Origin of the sequence: Geminicoccus sp., from assembly GCF_036263595.1 — a bacterium.
GTDB lineage: Bacteria > Pseudomonadota > Alphaproteobacteria > Geminicoccales > Geminicoccaceae > Geminicoccus.
In genome coordinates this window covers 16,605-36,187 of record NZ_DATAGQ010000088.1, presented here as the reverse complement: position 1 = coordinate 36,187, position 19,583 = coordinate 16,605, and the positions used below count along the sequence as shown (strand labels likewise).

Annotated in this window: 18 protein-coding genes; 8 read left to right on the top strand and 10 right to left on the bottom strand. The window is 68.6% G+C overall.

The features are described from left to right. From VHL31_RS07595 to VHL31_RS07585, 3 genes are read right to left on the bottom strand one after another with little or no spacing between them, the layout of a single operon-like run. Positions 1–1,509: a tripartite tricarboxylate transporter permease gene (locus VHL31_RS07595; RefSeq protein WP_329660604.1), complete on the bottom strand. Its 1,509-nt coding sequence runs from the start codon at positions 1,507–1,509 to the stop codon at positions 1–3. Between the two features lie 6 nt (positions 1,510–1,515). Next, on the bottom strand, positions 1,516–1,971 hold the full coding sequence (locus VHL31_RS07590; protein ID WP_329660603.1) for a tripartite tricarboxylate transporter TctB family protein: 456 nt from the start codon (positions 1,969–1,971) through the stop codon (positions 1,516–1,518). A 10-nt stretch (positions 1,972–1,981) separates the two neighbouring features. After that, positions 1,982–2,920: a tripartite tricarboxylate transporter substrate-binding protein gene (locus VHL31_RS07585; RefSeq protein WP_414653664.1), complete on the bottom strand. Its 939-nt coding sequence runs from the start codon at positions 2,918–2,920 to the stop codon at positions 1,982–1,984. Positions 2,921–3,135: 215 nt separating this feature from the next. Between VHL31_RS07585 and VHL31_RS07580 the strand changes: the two genes are divergently transcribed. Genes VHL31_RS07580 through VHL31_RS07570 form a run of 3 tightly spaced genes read left to right on the top strand, consistent with a single transcriptional unit; the run spans position 3,136 to position 6,979 of the window. Further along, entirely contained in the window at positions 3,136–3,669 is a 534-nt protein-coding gene (locus VHL31_RS07580; protein WP_329660601.1) for a (2Fe-2S)-binding protein, read from the top strand. Beyond that, positions 3,666–4,679: a xanthine dehydrogenase family protein subunit M gene (locus VHL31_RS07575; protein WP_329660600.1), complete on the top strand. Its 1,014-nt coding sequence runs from the start codon at positions 3,666–3,668 to the stop codon at positions 4,677–4,679. Before VHL31_RS07580 ends, VHL31_RS07575 begins: the two co-directional genes overlap by 4 nt. 11 nt (positions 4,680–4,690) lie before the next feature. After that, positions 4,691–6,979, top strand: a complete 2,289-nt coding sequence (locus tag VHL31_RS07570) for a xanthine dehydrogenase family protein molybdopterin-binding subunit (RefSeq protein WP_329660599.1) — start codon at positions 4,691–4,693, stop codon at positions 6,977–6,979. Positions 6,980–7,114: 135 nt separating this feature from the next. On the opposite strand, the gene VHL31_RS07565 is transcribed toward VHL31_RS07570, so the two are convergent. Next, the gene (locus VHL31_RS07565; RefSeq protein WP_329660598.1) at positions 7,115–7,258 is read right to left on the bottom strand and encodes a hypothetical protein; all 144 of its coding nucleotides are present in this window, start codon (positions 7,256–7,258) and stop codon (positions 7,115–7,117) included. Between VHL31_RS07565 and VHL31_RS07560 the strand changes: the two genes are divergently transcribed. From VHL31_RS07560 to ade, 4 genes are read left to right on the top strand one after another with little or no spacing between them, the layout of a single operon-like run. Then, positions 7,232–8,182: a type III polyketide synthase gene (locus VHL31_RS07560; RefSeq protein ID WP_329660597.1), complete on the top strand. Its 951-nt coding sequence runs from the start codon at positions 7,232–7,234 to the stop codon at positions 8,180–8,182. The genes VHL31_RS07565 and VHL31_RS07560 overlap by 27 nt on opposite strands. Beyond that, on the top strand, positions 8,182–8,910 hold the full coding sequence (locus VHL31_RS07555) for a methyltransferase domain-containing protein (protein WP_329660596.1): 729 nt from the start codon (positions 8,182–8,184) through the stop codon (positions 8,908–8,910). The genes VHL31_RS07560 and VHL31_RS07555 overlap by 1 nt, the downstream gene beginning before the upstream one ends. After that, positions 8,907–10,055 (top strand): NAD(P)/FAD-dependent oxidoreductase, encoded by a 1,149-nt coding sequence (locus VHL31_RS07550; protein ID WP_329660595.1) that lies wholly within the window; start codon positions 8,907–8,909, stop codon positions 10,053–10,055. Before VHL31_RS07555 ends, VHL31_RS07550 begins: the two co-directional genes overlap by 4 nt. Before the next feature lie 33 nt (positions 10,056–10,088). Beyond that, positions 10,089–11,801, top strand: a complete 1,713-nt coding sequence (ade, locus tag VHL31_RS07545) for an adenine deaminase (protein WP_329660594.1) — start codon at positions 10,089–10,091, stop codon at positions 11,799–11,801. Between the two features lie 86 nt (positions 11,802–11,887). On the opposite strand, the gene ykgO is transcribed toward ade, so the two are convergent. Then, on the bottom strand, positions 11,888–12,013 hold the full coding sequence (ykgO, locus tag VHL31_RS07540; protein ID WP_027133106.1) for a type B 50S ribosomal protein L36: 126 nt from the start codon (positions 12,011–12,013) through the stop codon (positions 11,888–11,890). A 21-nt stretch (positions 12,014–12,034) separates the two neighbouring features. Then, positions 12,035–12,265, bottom strand: a complete 231-nt coding sequence (gene rpmE / locus VHL31_RS07535; RefSeq protein ID WP_329660593.1) for a 50S ribosomal protein L31 — start codon at positions 12,263–12,265, stop codon at positions 12,035–12,037. A gap of 145 nt (positions 12,266–12,410) precedes the next feature. Here rpmE and VHL31_RS07530 point away from each other — a divergent pair, with 145 nt between their 5' ends. Next, positions 12,411–14,225 (top strand): ABC transporter transmembrane domain-containing protein, encoded by a 1,815-nt coding sequence (locus VHL31_RS07530; protein ID WP_329660592.1) that lies wholly within the window; start codon positions 12,411–12,413, stop codon positions 14,223–14,225. A 6-nt stretch (positions 14,226–14,231) separates the two neighbouring features. Here the strand turns inward: VHL31_RS07530 and VHL31_RS07525 are convergent, their stop codons facing one another. The 4 genes from VHL31_RS07525 to VHL31_RS07510 form a co-directional block, all read right to left on the bottom strand. After that, positions 14,232–16,616 (bottom strand): OmpA family protein, encoded by a 2,385-nt coding sequence (locus VHL31_RS07525; protein WP_329660591.1) that lies wholly within the window; start codon positions 16,614–16,616, stop codon positions 14,232–14,234. Between the two features lie 36 nt (positions 16,617–16,652). Next, positions 16,653–17,018 carry a hypothetical protein gene (locus tag VHL31_RS07520; protein ID WP_329660590.1) on the bottom strand — a complete coding sequence of 122 codons (366 nt, stop codon included), beginning with the start codon at positions 17,016–17,018 and terminating at the stop codon, positions 16,653–16,655. A 116-nt stretch (positions 17,019–17,134) separates the two neighbouring features. Then, positions 17,135–18,370 carry a peptidoglycan -binding protein gene (locus tag VHL31_RS07515; RefSeq protein ID WP_329660589.1) on the bottom strand — a complete coding sequence of 412 codons (1,236 nt, stop codon included), beginning with the start codon at positions 18,368–18,370 and terminating at the stop codon, positions 17,135–17,137. A gap of 6 nt (positions 18,371–18,376) precedes the next feature. After that, positions 18,377–19,555, bottom strand: coding sequence for a MotA/TolQ/ExbB proton channel family protein (locus VHL31_RS07510; protein WP_329660588.1), 1,179 nt, complete (start codon positions 19,553–19,555; stop codon positions 18,377–18,379). Positions 19,556–19,583: the final 28 nt, after the last annotated feature.

Below are 19,583 nucleotides of genomic sequence, written 5' to 3'. Positions count from 1 at the left end.
TCAGGCCGGCGTCTCCTCGAACGCTTCCTCGCGCTTCGCCCGGATCGCGGGCAGGGTCAGCACGACGATGATGGCGAGCGTGAGCAGGAGGAGGGCGAGGCTGATCGGCCGGGTGAGGAACGTCGTCATGTCGCCGCGCGCGAGGATGAGTGCCCGGCGCAGGTACTCCTCCATCATCGGCCCCAGGATGAAGCCCAGCAGCAGCGGGGCCGGCTCGCAGTCCAGGCGGACCAGCACGTAGCCGACCAGGCCGAACAGGATCATCACGAAGACGTCGGACGGCAGGTTGTTCAGGCTGAGCACGCCCACGCAGCAGAACACCAGGATGGCGGGGTAGAGCAGCCGGTAGGGGATGGTGAGCAGGCGGACCCAGAGCCCGATCAGGGGCAGGTTCAGGACGATCAGGAACAGGTTGCCGATCCACATGGAAGCGATCACGCCCCAGAACAGCTCGGGCTGCTCGGTCATGACCTGGGGCCCCGGCTGGATGCCCTGGATGGTCAAGGCACCCACCATGAGCGCCATGACCGGGTTCGAGGGGATGCCTAGCGTCAGCATCGGGATGAAGCTGGTCTGCGCCCCGGCATTGTTGGCGGCCTCGGGTGCTGCCACGCCCTCGATGGCGCCCTTGCCGAACTCCGATGGCGTGCGCGAGATCTTCTTCTCGAGGGCATAGGCGGCGAACGCCGCGAGCACGGCGCCGCCACCCGGCAGGATTCCCAGAAGGGAACCGAGCCCGGTGCCGCGCAGGATCGGGCCCACGATCCGGCGCATCTCCGCGCGCGACGGCAGCAGGCTGCCGATGACCCTGGTCAGCGGCGTGCGCGTCGCCTCGTGGTCGAGGTTGGTCAGGATCTCGGCGATCCCGAACATGCCCATGGCCAGCGCCACGAAGTTGATGCCTTCGGCCAGTTCCGGGATGCCGAAGGTAAAGCGCTGCTCGCCGGAGTTCACGTCGGTGCCGACCGTGCCCAGCAGCAGGCCCAGCACCACCATGGCCACGGCCTTGAGCACGGAGCCGCGGGCGAGGGCAACGGAGGCCACCAAGCCCAGCACCATCAGCGCGAAGTACTCGGCAGCACCAAAGCGCAGGGCCACGGCGGCAAGCGGCGGCGCCAAGAAGGCCACCAGCGCCGTGGCGATCGTGCCGGCGAAGAATGAGCCGATGGCCGCGGTCGCCAGCGCGGCACCGGCCCGGCCCTTGCGCGCCATCTGGTAGCCGTCGAGGGCGGTCACGACCGAGGAGGTCTCGCCCGGCAGGTTGATCAGGATCGCCGTGGTCGAGCCACCATACTGGGCGCCGTAATAGATGCCGGCCAGCATGATCAGCGACGAGACCGCCGGCAGCCCGAAGGTCACCGGCAAGAGCATCGCGATCGTGGCGGCCGGTCCCAGCCCCGGCAGCACGCCGATCAGCGTGCCCAGGAGGACTCCGATCAGGCACCAGCCGAGATTGAGCGGGGTCAGGACCACGGACAGGCCGAGGCCGATATCGCCGAGCAGTTCCACGGGCGCCTATCCTCCCAGCCAGCGGCCGAACACCGGGATCGGCAGGCCCAGGCCGTAGGCGAACACCAGGATCGAGAACAGGCCGAGGACCAGCGCCAGGATGAGGGACGTCGTCGGCCTGGCCTGCCGGCTGGCGAACGACGACACCAGCACCACGGCCGGCACGGTCGCGATCAGTCCGAACGATCGGATCGTCAGGCCGAACAGGACCCCGGCCCCCAGTACCAGGAGCATGGCGCGCCAGGGCCAAGGGCCGATCGCCTGACCCTCTGCGCGCAGGCCGCGCACGAGGATGGCCGTCCCCATGATCCCCAGAAGGATCGCCAGGACTGATGGGAAGAAGGCCGGGCCCATCCGGTTCGGCCGTCCAAACGCATGGTTCTGCGCGAACCACAGGAAGGCCAGCGCCACCACGAGGAACAGGAGGCCCGCGGCGATGTCGCGGGAACTGCGCGTGCCCATTGCGGGCCGGTCAGTCGGCGAACTGGCCGGCCGCTTCGATCACGGGCCGCCAGCGTGCGATCTCGTCCTTCACCAGCTTGTCGAGGGCTGCGGGCGTCGCCTCTTCCTTGGTGGCAGGCTCGGCACCCAGGTCCGCCAGCTTCTGGACGACGCCCGGATCGGTCACGGCAGCCTGCAGCGCCTGCTCCAGCCTCGTCACCACGGCCGGATCGGTGCCGTTCGGCGCATAGAGGCCGTGCCAGATGCCGACCTGCACGGCGGCGAGGTCGACTTCCGCGGTGGTGGGGACATCGGGCAGGGACGGCACCCGCTCCGGGCTGGTCACCGCATAGACCTTGATCTTGCCGCCCTTGATCTGACCGGTCGTGTTGGTGGTCTGGTCGCACATCAGGTCGACCTGACTGCCCAGCAGGTCGTTCATCGCCGGGGCGGTTCCCTTGTAGGCCACCGTGGTGAGCGGAACGTCGAAAGCCTGCATCAACAGCATGCCGCACAGATGCGACGCCGAACCGATCCCGGCATTGGCATAGGTGATCACATCACCCTCAGCCTTCACCTGCTCGATCAGGGCCTTCATGTCGTTGGCCGGAAAGTCGCCGCGAGCCACGATCGTCATCGGCACGTCCACCACGATGCCGATCGGCGCGAAGTCGGCCGCCGGGTCGTAGCTGAGCTGGCGATAGAGGATGGCCGAGGTGGCCTGGCCGATATGGTGCAGGAGCAGGGTGTAGCCGTCCGGCTCCGCCTTCGCGACACGCGCGGCACCCAGCGTGCCGCCGGCACCGCCGACATTCTCGACGATCACCTGCTGGCCCAGCGTTCCGGTCATCGACTGGGCCACGAGGCGGGTTACCGTGTCGGTCGGACCGCCAGCCGCGAACGGCACGACGATGGTGACCGGCTTGGTGGGATATTCCTGGGCGTCGGCTGGCGCGGCCTGCGCCAGCATGGCGGCGGCGGCGGCGATGAGATGATATCCGCGCAATGATCAGCTCCCCGATTTTCAGGCAGCAGACCACGGAACGGCGGAAGAATCCATCGGTCTCGGATGGCCATGCCGAGGGCCAGTGTGGAACCGCTCCAAGCTGGAATGGTTGGGTTCACACCATCGAACCCAGGTTCAGTACTTTCGGCCGGCGCGCCGGAAGCACGGCAGAGATTACCATGCAAGCTACCGATACCGTCGCCAAGCCCATTTCCGCGGCCGACCAGGCGCAGCGGATCCCGATCACGCTGACCGTCAATGGTGTCGCCCACCAGCTGGAGGTGGAGCCCTGGACCAGCCTTCTCGACCTCCTGCGCGAGCAACTGGACCTGACCGGCACCAAGAAGGGCTGCGACCACGGCCAATGCGGCGCCTGCACCGTGCTGGTGGACGACCGGCGGGTGAACGCCTGCCTGACGCTGGCGGTGATGAAGGATGGGGCGAAGGTCACGACCATCGAGGGCCTGGCGGAGAACGGCAAGCTGCACCCGCTGCAGGACGCCTTCATCGAGCACGACGCCTTCCAGTGCGGCTACTGCACGCCCGGCCAGATCTGCTCGGCGGTGGGCCTGCTGAAGGAAGGCCGCGCCAAGGAGCGACACGAGATCCGCGAGCTGATGAGCGGCAATCTCTGCCGCTGCGGGGCGTACGTGAACATCGTGGCGGCGATCGAGCATGTGCTGAGCCAGGGCGAGCAGGAGGCCCGGCCATGAACCGCTTCTCCTATGTCCGTGCCGAGGACGTGCAGTCGGCCGTGCGGGCGCGTGCCCAGGATCCCTCGGCCTGTTTCATCGCCGGCGGCACCAACCTGCTCGACCTGATGAAGTACCATGTCGAGGCGCCGACCCGGCTGATCGACATCACCCATCTGCCGCTGAAGGCGATCGAGGAGGTCGACGGCGGCCTTCGCATCGGCGCGCTCGTGCCGAACACCGATGTCGCCTACGACGCCCGCGTCGAGCAGCGCTACCCTCTGCTGGCAAGCGCGATCCTGGCGGGTGCCACCGCCCAGTTGCGCAACATGGCCTCCACCGGCGGCAACCTCCTGCAGCGCACGCGCTGCCTCTACTTCTACGACACGGCCACCCCCTGCAACAAACGCCAGCCCGGCACCGGCTGCGCGGCGCTGAACGGGCTGAACCGGCAGCACGCCATCCTCGGCACCAGCGACCACTGCATCGCGACGCATCCCTCCGACATGGCCGTGGCGCTGGCGGCGCTCGATGCCACGGTGCGCGTGGCAGGATCGGCAGGCGAGCGGCGGATCGCGTTCGAGGACTTCCACCGGCTGCCGGGCAACGAGCCCGAGCGCGACACCAACATGCGGCCGGACGAGCTGATCCTCTCGGTCGACCTGCCGACCGAGGGCTTTGCCGGCAACTACACCTATCTCAAGCTGCGCGACCGGCTGTCCTACGCCTTCGCGCTCGTCTCGGTCGCGGCCGCCTTGCGGCTGGAAGGCGACCGGATCGTCGAGGCGCGTCTGGCCATGGGCGGCGTGGCGCACAAGCCCTGGCGCGACCGGGAGGTGGAGCAACGGCTGGCGGGCCAGCCCGCCACGAAGGAGAGCTTCCGGCAGGCGGCCCTGCAGTTCCTACAAGGAGCCCAGGGCAAGGGCTTCAACGACTTCAAGATCGAGCTGGCGCGCCGTGCGATCGTGCGTGCGCTGGGCCAGGCGGCGGCCGGCACGCCGCAGTCGCAGACCGACAAGCGCATCCAGTGAGGACACCCGTCATGGCGACCACGCAAACCTATGTCGGGACGGCGCAGCGCCGGGTCGACGGGCCGCTCAAGGTCACCGGCGCCGCGAAATATGCGGGCGAGTACAAGGCGCCGGACCTGCTCCATGGCCGCGTCGTCTCATCCGCCATCGCGCACGGCACCATCGAGCGGATCGACACGAGCAAGGCCCTGGCGGTGCCCGGCGTCGTCCGGATATTCACCCACGAGAACCGGCGCCGCACGGCCTGGTTCGATTCCAAGTACCAGGACCAGGTGGCCCCGCCCGGCTCGCCGTTCCGGCCGCTCTACGACAAGACGATCCACTATAGCGGTCAGCCGATCGCGCTGGTGGTGGCAGACAGCTTCGAGACCGCGCGCCATGCGGCGTCGCTCATCGAGATCGAGTATCGGCTGGAGTCGCATCAGACCGACCTCGCGGTGGAAGAGCAGCGGGCCTACGTGCCGCCCAAGAAGCGCTCGGGCATCGATCCGCCGCCGGACGACCGGGGTGATTTCGCCAAGGCGTTCGCGGCAGCCAAGTACCAGGTCCAGGCGGACTATTATCATGGTGCGCAGCACCACAATCCGATGGAGCCGCATGCCAGCACCGTCGTCTGGAACGACGGCAAGCTCACGGTCTACGACAAGATCCAGGGCGTGCAGAACGGGCAGCAATACATCACCTCGGTGTTCGGCCTCTCAGCGGACGACGTGCAGGTCGTGTCGCCTTTCGTCGGCGGGGCGTTCGGCTCGGGGCTGCGGCCGCAATACCAGCTGTTCCTGGCGGTGATGGCGGCGCTCGAGCTGAAGCGGTCGGTGCGGGTGACGCTCTCACGCGACCAGATGTTCACCTTCACGCACCGGCCCGAGACGCGGCAGACCATGTCGTTGGGTGCGGACGAGAACGGCAAGCTGGTGGCGCTGCGCCATGCGGCGGTGGCCGGCACCTCGACCTTCGAGGACTACCAGGAGGTGGTCGTCAACTGGTCGGGGCTGGCCTATCACTGCGACAACGTCTCGTTCGAGTACAAGCTCGCGAAGCTCCACACCTACACGCCCGGCGACATGCGCGCTCCCGGTGCGCCGACCGGCATGTTCGCGCTGGAATCGGCCATCGACGAGCTGGCGGAAAAGGCCGGGGTCGATCCGCTCGAGTTCAGGATCCGCAACTATGCAGAAAAGGACCTGAACGAGGACAAGCCGTTTTCCTCCAAGGAGCTGATGGCCTGTTATCGCCAGGGTGCGGAGCGGTTCGGCTGGTCGAAGCGCCAGCCGGCACCCCGCTCAATGCGAGAAGGCCGCGAGCTGATCGGCTACGGCATGGCGACCGGCATCTGGGAGGCCCAGATGCAGGAAGCGACCGCACGGGCGACCGTGCAAGCCGACGGCAAGGTCGAGGTCGCAACGGCGACGTCCGACATCGGCACCGGCACCTACACCATTCTGGCACAGCTGGCAGCGGACGGCGTGGGCGTGCCGATCGAGGACGTGACGGTGAAGATCGCCGACTCCTCGCTGCCCAAGTCGCCACTGGAGGGCGGCTCATGGACCGCGGCGTCGGTGGGATCGGCCGTGGTGCTTGCCTGCCAGACATTGCGCCAGCAGCTGTTCGAGCATGCGCGCGGCATGGAGAACTCGCCGCTCGCCAACGAGGCGCTGGAGCGGATCGAGTTCCGCAACGGGCGGCTGGCCGTGCAGAACGATCCAAGCCGCAGCTTGTCGATCGGCGAGGTGCTGCGCGCAGCCGGTGTCGGCCAACTGGTGGCGGAGGAGAAGTCGACACCTGATCCCAAGGTCCAGAAGTCCCATGCCCGCTACACGCACATCGCCGTGTTCGCCGAGGTGCGGGTGGACGAGGAACTCGGGCTGGTCCGGGCCACGAGACTGGTGGGTGCCGTGGCGGCGGGCCGCATCCTGAACCTGAACACGGCACGCAGCCAGATCATCGGCGGGCTCGTCTTCGGCCAGGCGATGGCGCTGGAAGAGCACAGCGAGATGGACCACCATTTCGGGCGGTTCATGAACCACAACATCGCCGAGTACCACATCCCCGTGAACGCCGACATCCACGAGATCGACGTGATCTTTGTGGAGGAGCACGACGTCATGGCGAGCCCGATCGGCGTGAAGGGGGTGGGCGAGATCGGCATCGTCGGGACGGCAGCAGCGATCGCCAATGCGGTCCACCATGCGACGGGCAAGCGGGTGCGCGACCTGCCCATCACCATGGACAAGGTCATGCCTGAACTCGATGGTCCGGTTGCGCCGATGAACGCGTCTATGACGAGTGCGCAGATCTGATCGATGCCGGCCAATGTGTTGTAAAAAGATGTACAATGCTGGCTGGCGCATGATCCGACGGTCCGGAACCGCCCTGGGATGCTCTCGTTGTACAAACAGAGCATCGCCAGTGCGGGCTGGAGCCGAACATTGCCCTCAGTCTATCTCAATCGCATCGCGACGGCTGTTCCGCCCAATGATGTTCATCACACATTTGTAAAATTCGCGGATCGACTGCTGCAGGACCAGCGGGGTCATGCCCTTTTCCGCCGCATGGCGGATCGCAGCCAGATCGAGCATCGCTGGTCCTGCCTGGCACCTGCGAAGGGCGACGCCGACGAGTCGGTCGACGACGGCGGTTTCTACCGCTTTGGGAGCTTCCCCTCGACGGCGTCCAGGATGCGCCGGTTCGAGGCCGAAGCCCCCGATCTGGCCGCCGAGGCGGTCGGGCGGCTCCGCCTCGATTTGGACCCCAGAGCGCCGACCCATCTGATCATCATCTCCTGCACGGGGCTCTCTGCCCCTGGGCTCGACTTCGAATTGATCGAGCGGTTCGGGCTCAGCCCCTCGATCGAGCGCACGGTCGTGGGCTTCATGGGCTGCTATGCGGCCATCAACGGCCTGAAGCTGGCCCGCCATATCGTCCGCTCGGAGCCGGCCGCGCGCGTCCTGCTGGTCAGCCTGGAGCTGTGCACGCTGCACCTGCAGGAGACGACCGACCTGGAGCAGGTGCTGACCTTCATGATCTTCGGCGACGGCTGTGCTGCCGCCTTGGTCAGCGCGGAGCGCTCGGGCTTCGAGCTCGACAGCTTCCATGCGGTGCTGGTGCCGGACACGGCGGCGCACATCACCTGGACCATCCGCGATTCCGGCTTCGACATGATGCTGGCCGGCAAGGTGCCGGGCTGCATTGGCGACGGCCTGCGGGCTCGTGGGCAGGACATCCTTCAAGGGCGGCCGGTCGACCAGGTGGATCTTTGGGCCGTGCATCCGGGCGGACGGTCCGTGCTGGACGCGGTCGAGACCGCCCTGGAGCTGCCGGTCCCGGCGATGGCCGCCTCGCGACAGGTGCTGCGCGACCACGGCAACATGTCCTCTGCTTCAATCCTGTTCGTGCTGAAGGCACTTCTGCAGGAAGAACCTGCGGGCAAGAACGGCTGCGCCATGGCGTTCGGTCCCGGGCTCGTCGCGGAAACGATGCTGTTCAGCCAAGCCCGGCACTGATGACCGCCATCGATTTCTCCCGGCGTGCGACGACGCCGGAGCTGATGGACACGGAAGACTGCGACTTCGCGACGTTCCGGGGCTGCCTGCGCGACCTGGCCCGGGTGAATCGGCTGACCCTGGCCTACCGGCCCACCCTGTCCTTCCTGAATGCCCTGGCCGAGGGCGGCCGGCTTCCGGCAGGTCGGCCCTTGCGGATCCTCGATGTCGCGTCGGGCCAGGGCGACATGCTGCGGCGCATCGCCCGCTGGGGAGGGCGACGCGGCCTGCCGCTGGAGCTGACCGGGCTGGACCTGAACCCTTGGGCTGTAGCGTCGGCCCGCGAGGCGACGCCTGCCGACCTGCCGATCGAGTGGCGCACGGGGAACATCTTCGACTTCCGGCCGGACCGTCCTGTCGACCTCGTCATCAGTTCCCTGTTCACGCACCACCTGGACGACGTGCCGCTCGTCCGCTTCCTGCGCTGGATGGAGGACGAGGCGGCGCTCGGCTGGTTCGTCAACGACCTCCACCGCCATCCGCTGCCCTACCGGCTGTTCGCCCGGGCATCGCGGCTCATGCGGCTGCACCGGTTCGTCCAGAACGACGGGCCCATCTCGATCGCCCGCAGTTTCCGGGCGGAGGACTGGCGGCGCTACCTGACAGCTGCCGGCCTGCCGGAGGATGCAGCGGCGATCGGATGGTGGATGCCGTTCCGCCTGTGCGTCGCGCGGGTGCGCCCGGCGTGACCCGCCTTCACGACGCGCTGGTGATCGGCGGCGGGCCGGCCGGATCCGCCCTGGCGCAGGCCTTGGCGCGCGCCGGGCGGGATGTCGTGCTGGTCGAGCGCGAGGCGGGTCCGCACGACAAGGTCTGCGGCGAATTCCTCAGCCATGAGGCGGTGCACTATCTCCGCGATCTCGGCGTGCAACCGGAGCGACTGGGAGCGGTGCCCATCGACGAGGTGGGATTCTCGGCGGCAAAGGGCATGGCACGGTGCCGCCTGCCGTTCCCTGCCTGGAGCCTGTCGCGTCGGCGCATGGACGAGGCGCTGATCGAGCGGGCGCGGGCGGCGGGCGCGGTTGTCCGACGTGGGCTGGCCGTGCGGCAGTTGGATCGGGGCGGACACTGGATCGCCCAGCTGGCCGACGGCTCGCCCGTGAGCGCACGGGATGCCTTTATCGGGACCGGCAAGCATGACCTGCGCGGCTGGAAGCGTGGCCCGGGGCGGCAGAACGACCTGATCGGCCTGAAGATGCATGTCAGGCTGGCGGCCGGGCAGGCAGCCCGCCTCGGGCGCCGGGTGGAGCTGTTCCTGTTCCCGGGCGGCTATGGCGGATTGGAGCCGATCGAGGAGGGAGCTGCAAACATCTGCCTGCTCGTGCGCAAGCAGGCCTTCCAGCAGTTCGGCCAGGGCTGGGAAGCGCTGCTGGACCATGTGGGGAGGGCCAACCCCCATCTGGGCGAACGTCTGGCTGGGGCGAGTTCCATGCATGATCGCCCGCTCGCCATCGCCGGCATCCCCTATGGGCTGGTCCAGCAGCCCGACGACGGCTGCTGGCGCCTTGGCGACCAGGCGGCCGTCATCCCCTCCTTCGCGGGGGAGGGGATGTCGATCGCCCTGCACAGTGCCTGCCTGGCGGCGGACTACCACCTGCGAGGGCGGACATCGGCTGCATTCCACCACCGCATGCGTGCCGACGTCGCGGCGAGGGTGGGTGGAGCGACCCTCTTGTCCCGGCTGCTGGTGCAGGCATGGCCGCAGGCTGTCCTGGGCCACGCCGCGCGGCTCTGCCCTGGTGCGCTGGCCGCCGTGGCCGCGCTCACCCGGATCCCTGACCGTGCCCTGCGCCGGCTGCCGCTCTCTATGGTCGCCGGTGGAGCGGGCTCGTAGTCTGGCGGCAGGCGCAACGCAGGGGCAGGAACAATGGCGGTCGATGTCACCGTTCTGACGAGGCGGATCCTGGCTGCCCGCGGCCTGGAGCCGTGCGATCTTTCGATCGAGGGGGCGCAGCTGGTCGACGTCGCCTCGGGCAGCGTGCGGAATGCCTCGGTCGGCATCGTCGGCGACACGATCGTCTCGGTGGGCGAGCCGCGGCCTGCCCTGCGGGTGGTCGAGGCTCGCGGCCGGTTCCTGGCGCCGGGCTTCATCGACACGCATGTCCACGTGGAGAGCTCGCTGGTCACGCCGGCCGAGTTCGAGCGGCTGGTGCTGCCGCGCGGGACCACGACGGCGATCTGCGACCCGCACGAGATCGCCAACGTCACCGGTACCGAGGGTATCGCCTGGTTCCTGGAAGCGGCCACGACGCTGGTCATGAGCCTCAAGGTCAACCTGCCGTCCTGCGTGCCGGCCAGCGAGTTGGAGACGGCGGGGGCGAGGCTGGAGGTGGACGACCTCCTGCCGCTGGCCGCTCATCCGAGCGCGCTGGGCCTGGCCGAGATGATGAACTTTCCGGGCGTCATCGAGGCCGACCTGCACCTGCTGCGCAAGCTGGCCGCCTTTGCCGACAAGCCCATCGACGGCCATGCGCCGCTGCTGATGGGCGAGGCGCTGGATGCCTACCTGTGCGGCGGGCCGCGGACCGACCACGAGTGCACGATCCTGGAGGAGGCGCGGGAGAAGCTCGAGAAGGGCATGATCGTGCTGATGCGGGAGGGCTCGGTCACCCGCAACGTCGCTGCGCTGGCCGCACTGCTGACCGAGGCGACCTGGCCGCGGATCGCGTTCTGCACCGACGATCGCAAGCCGGTCGACATCATCGCCGAGGGCCATATCGACCATGCCATGCGCGCGGCGATCACGGCGGGGGCGCCCGTCATCCCTGTCTATCGCTCGGCGAGCCTGACCGCGGCGACCGCGTTCCGGCTGTACGACCGGGGCCTGATCGCGCCCGGGCGGCGGGCGGACCTCGTCCTGGTCGACGAACTGGAGACGGTGTCGGTGAGCGGGGTGGTGGCGGCCGGGCAGGTGGTCGAAGCGACGCTGTTCCAGGACCGCGAGCATCCCGAGCCGGTAGGCTACCGTTCGGTGCTGCTGCCACCCGTCGATGCGACGAGCTTCGCCATTCCGGCGCCGAAGGGGGACATGGACGTCATCGGGGTCGTGCCGCTGTCGGTGATCACCGAGCATCGCCGCGAGGAGCCGCCGGTCGAGGACGGCCTCGTGGTCGCCGACCCCGAGCGGTCGCTGCACTTGATCGCCGTGCTGGAACGGCATGGCAGGAACGGCAATATCGGCCGCGGCCTGGTCCACGGCTTCGGGCCGATGCACGGCGCGCTGGCCTGCTCGATCGGGCATGACAGCCACAACGTCACCGTCGTGGGCTCGAACGCCGAGGACATGGCAGTGGCCGTGAACCGGATCGCGGCGATCCAGGGCGGCATCGTCGCGGTGCGGGACAGGCAGGTACTGGCGGAGCTGGCGCTGCCGGTGGCAGGCCTGATGTCGGACCGGCCCTTCGAGGAGGTGGCCGAACGGTTCGGGGCGATCCGCACGGCCGTGCACGGCATGGGCTGCCCGATGCCGGAACCGCTGCAGCCCCTGGCCTTCCTGCCGCTCTCGGTCATCCCGCACCTCAAGCTCACCGACCGCGGCTACGTCACCGCGGGACCGGAGGGCCTGAAGCTGCTGGGCTGACGACGGCCGGACGCAACAAAGCCGCGGAGGCGACCTCGCGCGGCTTCATCTGCGTGCCCGCTGCCCGGCATGCCGGGCAGGAATCTTCAGCCCTGGCGGGCCTTGAAGCGCGGGTTGGTCTTGTTGATCACGTAGACGCGGCCCTTGCGCCGGATGATCCGGCAGTCCTTGTGGCGGCTCTTCGCGGTCTTGAGCGAATTGATGACCTTCATGACACCGATCTCTTCAAGTAATCAGGCATCTGCCTTGCGGCGGAAGCCCTGGAAACGCTTGTTGAACTTCTCGACCTGGCCGCGCTCGATGACGCGGACGTTGCCGCCAGTCCAGGCCGGATGCGACTTGGGATCGACGTCGAGCTGCATACTGTCGCCAGCCTTGCCCCAGGTCGAGGAGGTCTCGAAGGTCGACCCATCCGTCATCACGACCGTGATGGGATGGTAGTCGGGGTGGATGTCCTTCTTCACGACACTTTCCTCAGGTGCGGGCCGCCGCTATATATCCATCGGCATCCGGGGACTCAAGGGGTCACGGCACCCTTTCGTGCGTGCCTGCTTCCAAGCGGCATGCATCCCACGGTTCGCCATCCACAAAAAGGGCCGAGGTCGATCGATGGAAGGTGCTGGGCGTGCGCTCGACCGGGCGGGAGGGCGACGCGAGGGCTCGCGCAACCTCAAGCAGCTGCGCAGGCTTGCCACCTATCTCCGTCCCCATCGAGGCCTCGTCGTCGGCACGGGCATCGCCCTCGTCCTCGCGGCCCTGGCGGTGCTCTCCATCGGCGAAGGGCTGCGCCACCTGGTCGACGGTGGGTTCGTCGGCGGTGATCGCGGTGCCCTCGACCATGCGCTGGAGGCGGTCGGGATCGTCATCCTGGTGCTGGCCGTCGCCACCTTCTTCCGTTCCTACCTCGTCACCCGGCTGGGCGAGCGGGTCGTGGCCGACCTGCGCAAGGACGTGTTCGGCCATGTGATCCGGCTCTCGCCCGGCTTCTTCGAGCAGACCCGCACGGGCGAGGTCATCTCCCGGATCACCACCGACACCGCCGTCATCCAGACCGTCATCGGCGCCTCGGTCACCCAGGCCCTGCGCAACCTCCTGATGCTGGTCGGCGGCCTGGCGGTCCTGCTGGTCACCAGCCCCAGGCTGACCGGCTTCGTGCTGCTGGTGGTGCCGGTCGTGGTGGTGCCGATCGTGATGATCGGGCGCCGGGTCCGCCAACTGTCACGTGCCCTGCAGGACCGGATCGCCGATGTCGGCGTGCGGGTCGAGGAAACGCTGAACGGCGTGCGCACCGTCCAGAGCTTCGGCCAGGAAGGGCGCGAGGCGGAGCGGTTCGGTGCCGAGGCCGAACGGACCTACGAGACGGCGGTCCGCTACGCCAAGGCGCGGTCGATCCTGAGCGCTGTCGTGATCGGACTGGTGTTCGGCGCCATCGGCGTCGTGCTCTGGATCGGCGGCCAGGACGTGCTGAGCGGCCGGATCACCGGCGGCGAGCTGTCCGCCTTTGTGTTCTATGCCGCGCTTGTCGCCAGTGCGGTCGGTGGCCTGTCCGACCTGATGGGCGATCTCCAGCGGGCAGCCGGGGCCACCGAGCGGCTGTTCGAACTGCTGGACACGCAGCCGCTGGTGATGGCACCGGCCCATCCGCGGCCGATCACCGCGACGCGCGGGGCCGTGCGTTTCGAGAAGGTCCGCTTCGCCTACCCGGCCATTCCCGACCGCGACATCCTGACCGATTTCGACCTCGACGTGGCGCCCGGCGAGCGGGTGGCCCTGGTCGGTCCGTCCGGTGCCGGCAAGACCAGCGTGCTGCAGCTGCTGCTGCGGTTCTACGATCCGAGCGGCGGGCGCATCACGGTCGACGGCGTGCCGCTCGACGAGCTGGACCCGGTGGCGCATCGGGCGCGGCTGGCCTGGGTGCCCCAGGAGCCGATGATCTTCTCCGGGACGGCGCTGGCCAACATCCGCTACGGCCGGCCCGATGCGACAGCCGACGAGGTCCGGGCGGCCGCCGACGCCGCCGCGGCCCTAGGCTTCATCGACGCCCTGCCGGACGGCTTCGACACCTTCCTCGGCGAGAAGGGCGTGCGGCTGTCGGGGGGGCAGCGGCAGCGCATCGCGATCGCGCGGGCACTGCTGGCCGATCCCAGGATCCTCCTGCTCGACGAGGCGACCTCGGCCCTGGATGCCGAGAACGAACGCCTCGTGCAGATGGCCCTGGAGCGCCTGATGGAAGGGCGTACCACCCTGGTCATCGCGCACCGGCTGGCGACCGTGATGGCCGCCGACCGCATCGTCGTGCTCGATCATGGCAAGGTGATCGAAACCGGGCGGCACGAGGAACTGCTCGGCCAGGGCGGCCTTTACGGACGGCTGGCGGCGCTGCAGTTCACCGATGGCAGCGCCGCCGGGATGCGCGCTGCCTGAGCCTGCTCAGCTGGACGAGAGAGTGATCTCGATCCGGCGGTTCTGGGCTCGTGCCGCCACATCCGTGCCCTTGACCGCCGGGCGGGACGAACCGAAGCCGGCCGGCACCACCCGGTTCGCAGGCAGGCCGGCATCGATCAGGAACTGTGCCACCGCCGCGGCGCGCGCTGTCGAGAGCTCCAGATTGTTCTGCCAGCGACCGCCGCGTATCGGCAGGTCGTCGGTGTGGCCGTCGACCCGGAGCATCCAGGAGGCAAGCGGCGGCAACTCGTCGATCACCCGCCGCATCCGCTGGGCGAACTGTGTGAGGGCCTGCTTGCCACCGTCGTTCAGCTCGGCACTGCCTGAATCGAAGAGCACGCCGGACGGCAGCCGGATCCGCCCGCCTTCCAGCAGGCTCTGATCCTCCACCCCGTCGATGCTGGAGAGGACAATGCCGCGGGTGGCGCTGTCTTCCATGTTGCGCTGCCTGATGCCCTGCTCGAGCTCGGCGGCGGTCGGAACGGCCTTCGACAGGCTGTCGGCCAACTGGGCCTGCACCAGTGCCAAGGCTTCCGTGCCCCGCGCATCCCGTTGCAGGGCATCGACCTGGGCCGAGATCTGCTCGAGCTGGGCCGCCAACTGGTCGCGCTCCTGCTGGAGGGCATCGCGTTCGGAGCGCACGCTCACCTGGGCATTGGTCGCCTCGCTGACAGCCGCCCGCAGTTCGGCATCCTGCTGCTCGGCAGCCCGGACCTGCGCCTCCAGTTCGGCCGCCCTGGCGGTACGGTCCTCCAGCTCGTCCTGGAGCGAGCTGCGCGCCTGCTCCAGCCCTGTGATCTCGGCGCGCGTGCGCTCGAGTTCGTCATCGATCTTTGCGGCATCGGAAACGGCCTTCTCAAGCTCGGCGATCCGCGCGTTCGCGGCCTCGAGACGCGCCTGCATCTCGGCCCGTTCCTGCTTCAGGCCTTCCAGTTCGGCGCGGACGGTTTCCAGCGCGGCGGCTGCTTCCCGTGCCTGGTTCCGTTCTGTTTCCAGCTCGGCGGCACGTTGCTCGACCTCGCCAAGACGCGCCTGCAGCTCGGCCCTGGCCTTCTCGGCATCACCGACACGCGCTTCCAGAGCGATCGCTTCGTCGGTGGCAGCATCCAGCTGGCGCTGCATGTCGGCCCGGACGTTCTGCAGCGCCTCGATCTCCGTCCTGGCCTGCGCCAGGGCCTGCTGGTCGGCCTGGCCCTGCTCGGCAACCTGTTCCAGCTCGGCGATGCGCGCCGACCTTGCATCAAGCTGCTGCTGGAGATCGGCGACACGCTTCTCCTGTTGGGCCGCATCGGCACGGGCCTGTTCCAGCGCCTGGGATGCCTGCTCCAGCTCCGCGATCCGCTGGCTGCGGGTTTCCAGCTCGCCTTCCAGGCCGGCGGCACGCTGCCGCAGCGTCTCCATTTCCGCACGGGCCTGGTCGAGGGCCGCTCTTGCCTCTTCCGCCTGCGCCGCAGCCTGTTCCAGTTCCGCGATCCGCTGCTCACGTGAGCTCAAATCCGCCTGCAGCGCATCCCTGGCCTGCTCCAAGGCAGCGATCCGGCTGCGGGCATCGGTCAGGGCCTGCTCGTCCTGCGGTGCCGGGGCCGGGGCAGCCAACAAACGGCTTTCGCTCTCGGCGGCGCGATCGTCGGCCTGATCGAGCGCTGCCTGCATCTGCGCCCGGATCTTCTGCAGGGCGCCCACTTCCACCTGGGCCGTGGCAAGCTGTTCCTCGGCCCGCGCCAGCCGTGCCGTCAGGTCGGCGACCTCGGCGGACGTCCCCCCGCTGGCCTGGCCGCGCGCCTCCACGGCCTCGTCTCGCTCACGGGTCACCTGCTCCAGGGTGGCGGCCACCTGCGCCTGCTCGCCCCTGGCCGCGTCCCGCTCGGCGGTCAGCGCCGCGATCTGCTGCTCGAGGCCGGCGATCCGCTCCGCGCTGGCCGAATCAGCCGTGCTGGCAGTGTTCAGCCTGGCCTGCAGGTCGTCCCGCTCCGCGGTCAGGGTGCGGACCTGCTCATTGACCGTATCCAGCCTGCTGGCCAACTCCGCGAGCTTGCCGCCTGCCGACGAGTTGGCCGCGTCGACCGCAGCACGCGCCTCGTCACGCTCGATCCCGACCTGGTCCAGCGACTGCTGCAACTCCGCCAGGCGTACGCCGGCCTTGCCGAGCTGCGCTTCCAGTCCCGACCTGGCCTGCTGCTCCGCATTTAGCGACTCCGTCAGCGCCACCACCGAATCGCGGGCTGCATCGACCTCGACCCTGCCATAGCCCCACCAGCCCAAGGCGACGAGGACCGGCACCGCGACCAGTGCAGACGTGCGCAGCAGCCGGTTGCGTTCCCACGCGCCGAATGTCTGTTCGAGTTCGGCCAGACGGCGTTCCTGAGTCATCGGATCATGGTCTCGTATAGGCAGGCCGCCGGTCGGTCAGCCGTGGGTCTTGCGAATGAGGTCGGACAGTCGGTCCATGTCGGCACTCGTGGTATCTGGCTGGCCGGCCAGGCTTCGCCAAGTGCTCCGCAGGCTCTCCAGCCGCGTTGCGCGGTCCATGCGGTCGAGCGCTTCCGACAACGGGAAGACGGCGGTGGCTGCGATGAATAGGCCGAGCCAGAACGTCGCGGAGTGCCATCCTGCGGCAGCGGTCAGTCCATAGCCCGCGATCACGAGGCCGATGAGGGCGAGCGCGGCCGTGCGCTTGCCCCAGAAGCTCCTGGACTCGCGATGGCGCTCGATCATCCCCACGAAGTCCGGCTCACGCTCCTTCTTGAGCGTTCCGTCCATTCCATTCGCCATGCCGGCCGCTACCCCCGAACCATCAGCACGCCTGTCCCATGGTATCGAACGCGGCGCAGAGCGCACGCAATTCTGCCCGATCGCGCGGAACGTGCAAGCCAAGGCCCCGTAAAACCTCAGAAATTCGTGAGCTGGAGCTCGATGCGCCGATTGCGGCGGTAGGCCTCCTCGTTGTCGGCCGGATCGAGCGGCCGGAACTCGGCGAAGCCTGCCGCGGCGACCCGGTCGGACGGGAGGCCGTTGGCAACAAGAAAGCGCGCGACGGTAATGGCGCGGGCCGTCGAGAGTTCCCAATTGGACGGGAATTCCGGGGTATTGATCGGCCGTTTGTCGGTGTGGCCATCGACGCGGAGGATCCAGGGCAGGTCGGCCGGGATCTCCTCCACGATCTGGTTCAGGGTGATCGCGAACTGGGTCAGCTGCTCCTGGCCTTCCGGGCTGAGCGTGGCGCTGCCTCCCTCGAACAGGACACCCGACTCGAACACGAACCGGTCGCCCACGATCTGGACGCCGCTGCGTTCGCCCAGGATGCCGCGCAGCCTTCCGAAGAAGTCGGAGCGGAACTGGGACAGCTCCTGCACCTTGTCGGCCAGCGCCAGGTTCAGCTTGCGGCCGAGATCCTCGATCGAGCCTGCCTGGCGATCGATCTCCTCCTGCTTGACCTCCAGCGCCTGCCCGAGCTGGGCCAGTTGGGCGCCCAGCTCCTGGATCTGCCGGTTGAGTAGCGCCACCTGCGCCACGGCCTCGTCGCGCGACGTGCTGACCTCGCCCTTCTCGGCCTGAAGCTGGTCGCGTATCGCCTGCAGGGCCGCCACCTGCTGCTGCAGCTCGGCCAGCTGGCCCACCTGCAGCTCGACCGTTTCCCGATCGGCCGCGATCTGCCGCCGCGCCTCCGCAAGGGCCTGTTCCAGCTCCTCGCGGGTGCGGGCCTCCTGCTCCAGCGTTCCCCGCGTGTCGTCGAGGTTGCGGCCGAGCGAGGCGGTCTGCGCCAGGATGCTGGCCAGGCGGTCCGAGAGCGTCGTGCGCTCCTCCTCGCTCGTCTGCAGCTGGGACTGGAGGTCGTCGCGCTCGACCGTCAGGTTCTGAAGGTCGGCATCCAGCCGGCGCAGGTTGCGGCGCAGCTCGTCCGCCTCGCCTCGCGAGAGCTGCAGCTGGCTGGCCAGGTCCTCCACCTGGACCTGCAGGCGATCCATCTGCTCGGTGCGGCCGGCCAGCAGCCGGCTCATGAAGAACTGGCCGAGCACGAACACGACGAGCAGGAAGGTGATGCCCATCAGCAGCGTGGACAAGGCGTCCACGAAGCCCGGCCAGATATCGTCCTGCTCGGCCCGGTCCCGGCGTGAACGCGCCACGGTGCCTTACTCTCCGACCATGCCGGGCTCGCCAGCCGCGGCGGCGATCACCCGGCTGACCATCTTGATCTCGTTGCGCAGCTCGCGCGTCGTGTCTTCCCGCCCGCGCCGGAGCTCGTCGGTCAGGCGGGCGAGCTGCAGGTCGAGGTTGCGGACATGGCTGCGGGTCTGCTCGTCGAGCGCGGAGCGGGTCGGGTCGGAAACGCGGGCGAAGGTCTGCACCACGCTCTCCTGCGCCTCGAAGAGCTTGGCCAGCATGCGCTGCTGGCCCACCAGGTGATCGTTCAGGAGGCCCAGCTGCTCGCCCAGTCGGTTGATGCCCATGGCCAGCTTGCCGCGGTCCTCCTCGCCATGGGTGAGGACACGCTGCATCTGCTCCAGGTTCTCGGCCGTCTGCTGCAGCAGGGCCTGGACATAGGCCGGCAGCGGTGCGGAGGAAGCCAGGTCGGCCAGGCGGGAGCCGCCCGGTGCAGCCAAGGTGTCCGCGCCTAGCAGCTGGGCCTGACTGGACAGCCATTCTTCCAGCTCGTTGTAGAAGACGTTCTGCGCGCGGGTCGCCTGCAGGTCGATGAAGCGCAGCACCAGCGAGCCGGCCAGGCCGAACAGGGAGGCCGAGAAGGCGGTGCCCATGCCGGCCAGGGGAGCCGTCAGGCCGGCCTTCAGGTCATCGAAGATCCGCACGAGGTCGCCGCCACCGATCGACAGGCCGTTGATGACCTCGCCGATCGAGCCCATCGTCTGGATCAGGCCCCAGAACGTGCCGAGCAAGCCCAGGAAGATTGGCAGGCCCGACAAATAGCGGGAGATGTCCCGGCTCTCCTCCAGGCGGTTGTCGATGCTGTCCAGGAGGTAGCGCATCGACACCGCCGTCAGCGTCGTGCGGCTCTTCTTGCTGGTCTGGGCCAGCACCGTCGCCAGCGGGGTCAGGAGGGCAGGCGGGTCCTGCACGGAGAAGCCGGGCGCCCCGGTCCGGTAGCCTTCCAGCCAGCGGATTTCCGGCCGGAGCTGAAGGATGCGCCGGAAGGTGTAGCCGATGCCGGTCAGCACCACGAGAAGGATCAGCCCGTTGATCGCGAGGTTGTGGAGAAACGCGTCGATCACGACCTGATGCAGCACGCCGACCACGATCAGAACGACGATCAGGAACAGGATCGTCCGGGTCAGGTAGCGCTGCGGTGTAGACATCGGCTGGACTAGACTCGTGCGACGTTCG

Excerpts from the sequence above, each read along its gene's own strand:
- VHL31_RS07590 (WP_329660603.1), bottom strand. The coding sequence starts at position 1,971 with ATGGGCACGCGCAGTTCCCGCGACATCGCCGCGGGCCTCCTGTTCCTC.
- VHL31_RS07585 (WP_414653664.1), bottom strand. The coding sequence starts at position 2,920 with ATGCTGGCGCAGGCCGCGCCAGCCGACGCCCAGGAATATCCCACCAAG.
- VHL31_RS07580 (WP_329660601.1), top strand. The coding sequence starts at position 3,136 with ATGCAAGCTACCGATACCGTCGCCAAGCCCATTTCCGCGGCCGACCAG.
- VHL31_RS07575 (WP_329660600.1), top strand. The coding sequence starts at position 3,666 with ATGAACCGCTTCTCCTATGTCCGTGCCGAGGACGTGCAGTCGGCCGTG.
- VHL31_RS07570 (WP_329660599.1), top strand. The coding sequence starts at position 4,691 with ATGGCGACCACGCAAACCTATGTCGGGACGGCGCAGCGCCGGGTCGAC.
- VHL31_RS07560 (WP_329660597.1), top strand. The coding sequence starts at position 7,232 with ATGGCGGATCGCAGCCAGATCGAGCATCGCTGGTCCTGCCTGGCACCT.
- VHL31_RS07565 (WP_329660598.1), bottom strand. The coding sequence starts at position 7,258 with ATGCTCGATCTGGCTGCGATCCGCCATGCGGCGGAAAAGGGCATGACC.
- VHL31_RS07555 (WP_329660596.1), top strand. The coding sequence starts at position 8,182 with ATGACCGCCATCGATTTCTCCCGGCGTGCGACGACGCCGGAGCTGATG.
- ade (WP_329660594.1), top strand. The coding sequence starts at position 10,089 with ATGGCGGTCGATGTCACCGTTCTGACGAGGCGGATCCTGGCTGCCCGC.
- ykgO (WP_027133106.1), bottom strand. The coding sequence starts at position 12,013 with ATGAAGGTCATCAATTCGCTCAAGACCGCGAAGAGCCGCCACAAGGAC.
- VHL31_RS07530 (WP_329660592.1), top strand. The coding sequence starts at position 12,411 with ATGGAAGGTGCTGGGCGTGCGCTCGACCGGGCGGGAGGGCGACGCGAG.
- VHL31_RS07525 (WP_329660591.1), bottom strand. The coding sequence starts at position 16,616 with ATGACTCAGGAACGCCGTCTGGCCGAACTCGAACAGACATTCGGCGCG.
- VHL31_RS07520 (WP_329660590.1), bottom strand. The coding sequence starts at position 17,018 with ATGGCGAATGGAATGGACGGAACGCTCAAGAAGGAGCGTGAGCCGGAC.
- VHL31_RS07510 (WP_329660588.1), bottom strand. The coding sequence starts at position 19,555 with ATGTCTACACCGCAGCGCTACCTGACCCGGACGATCCTGTTCCTGATC.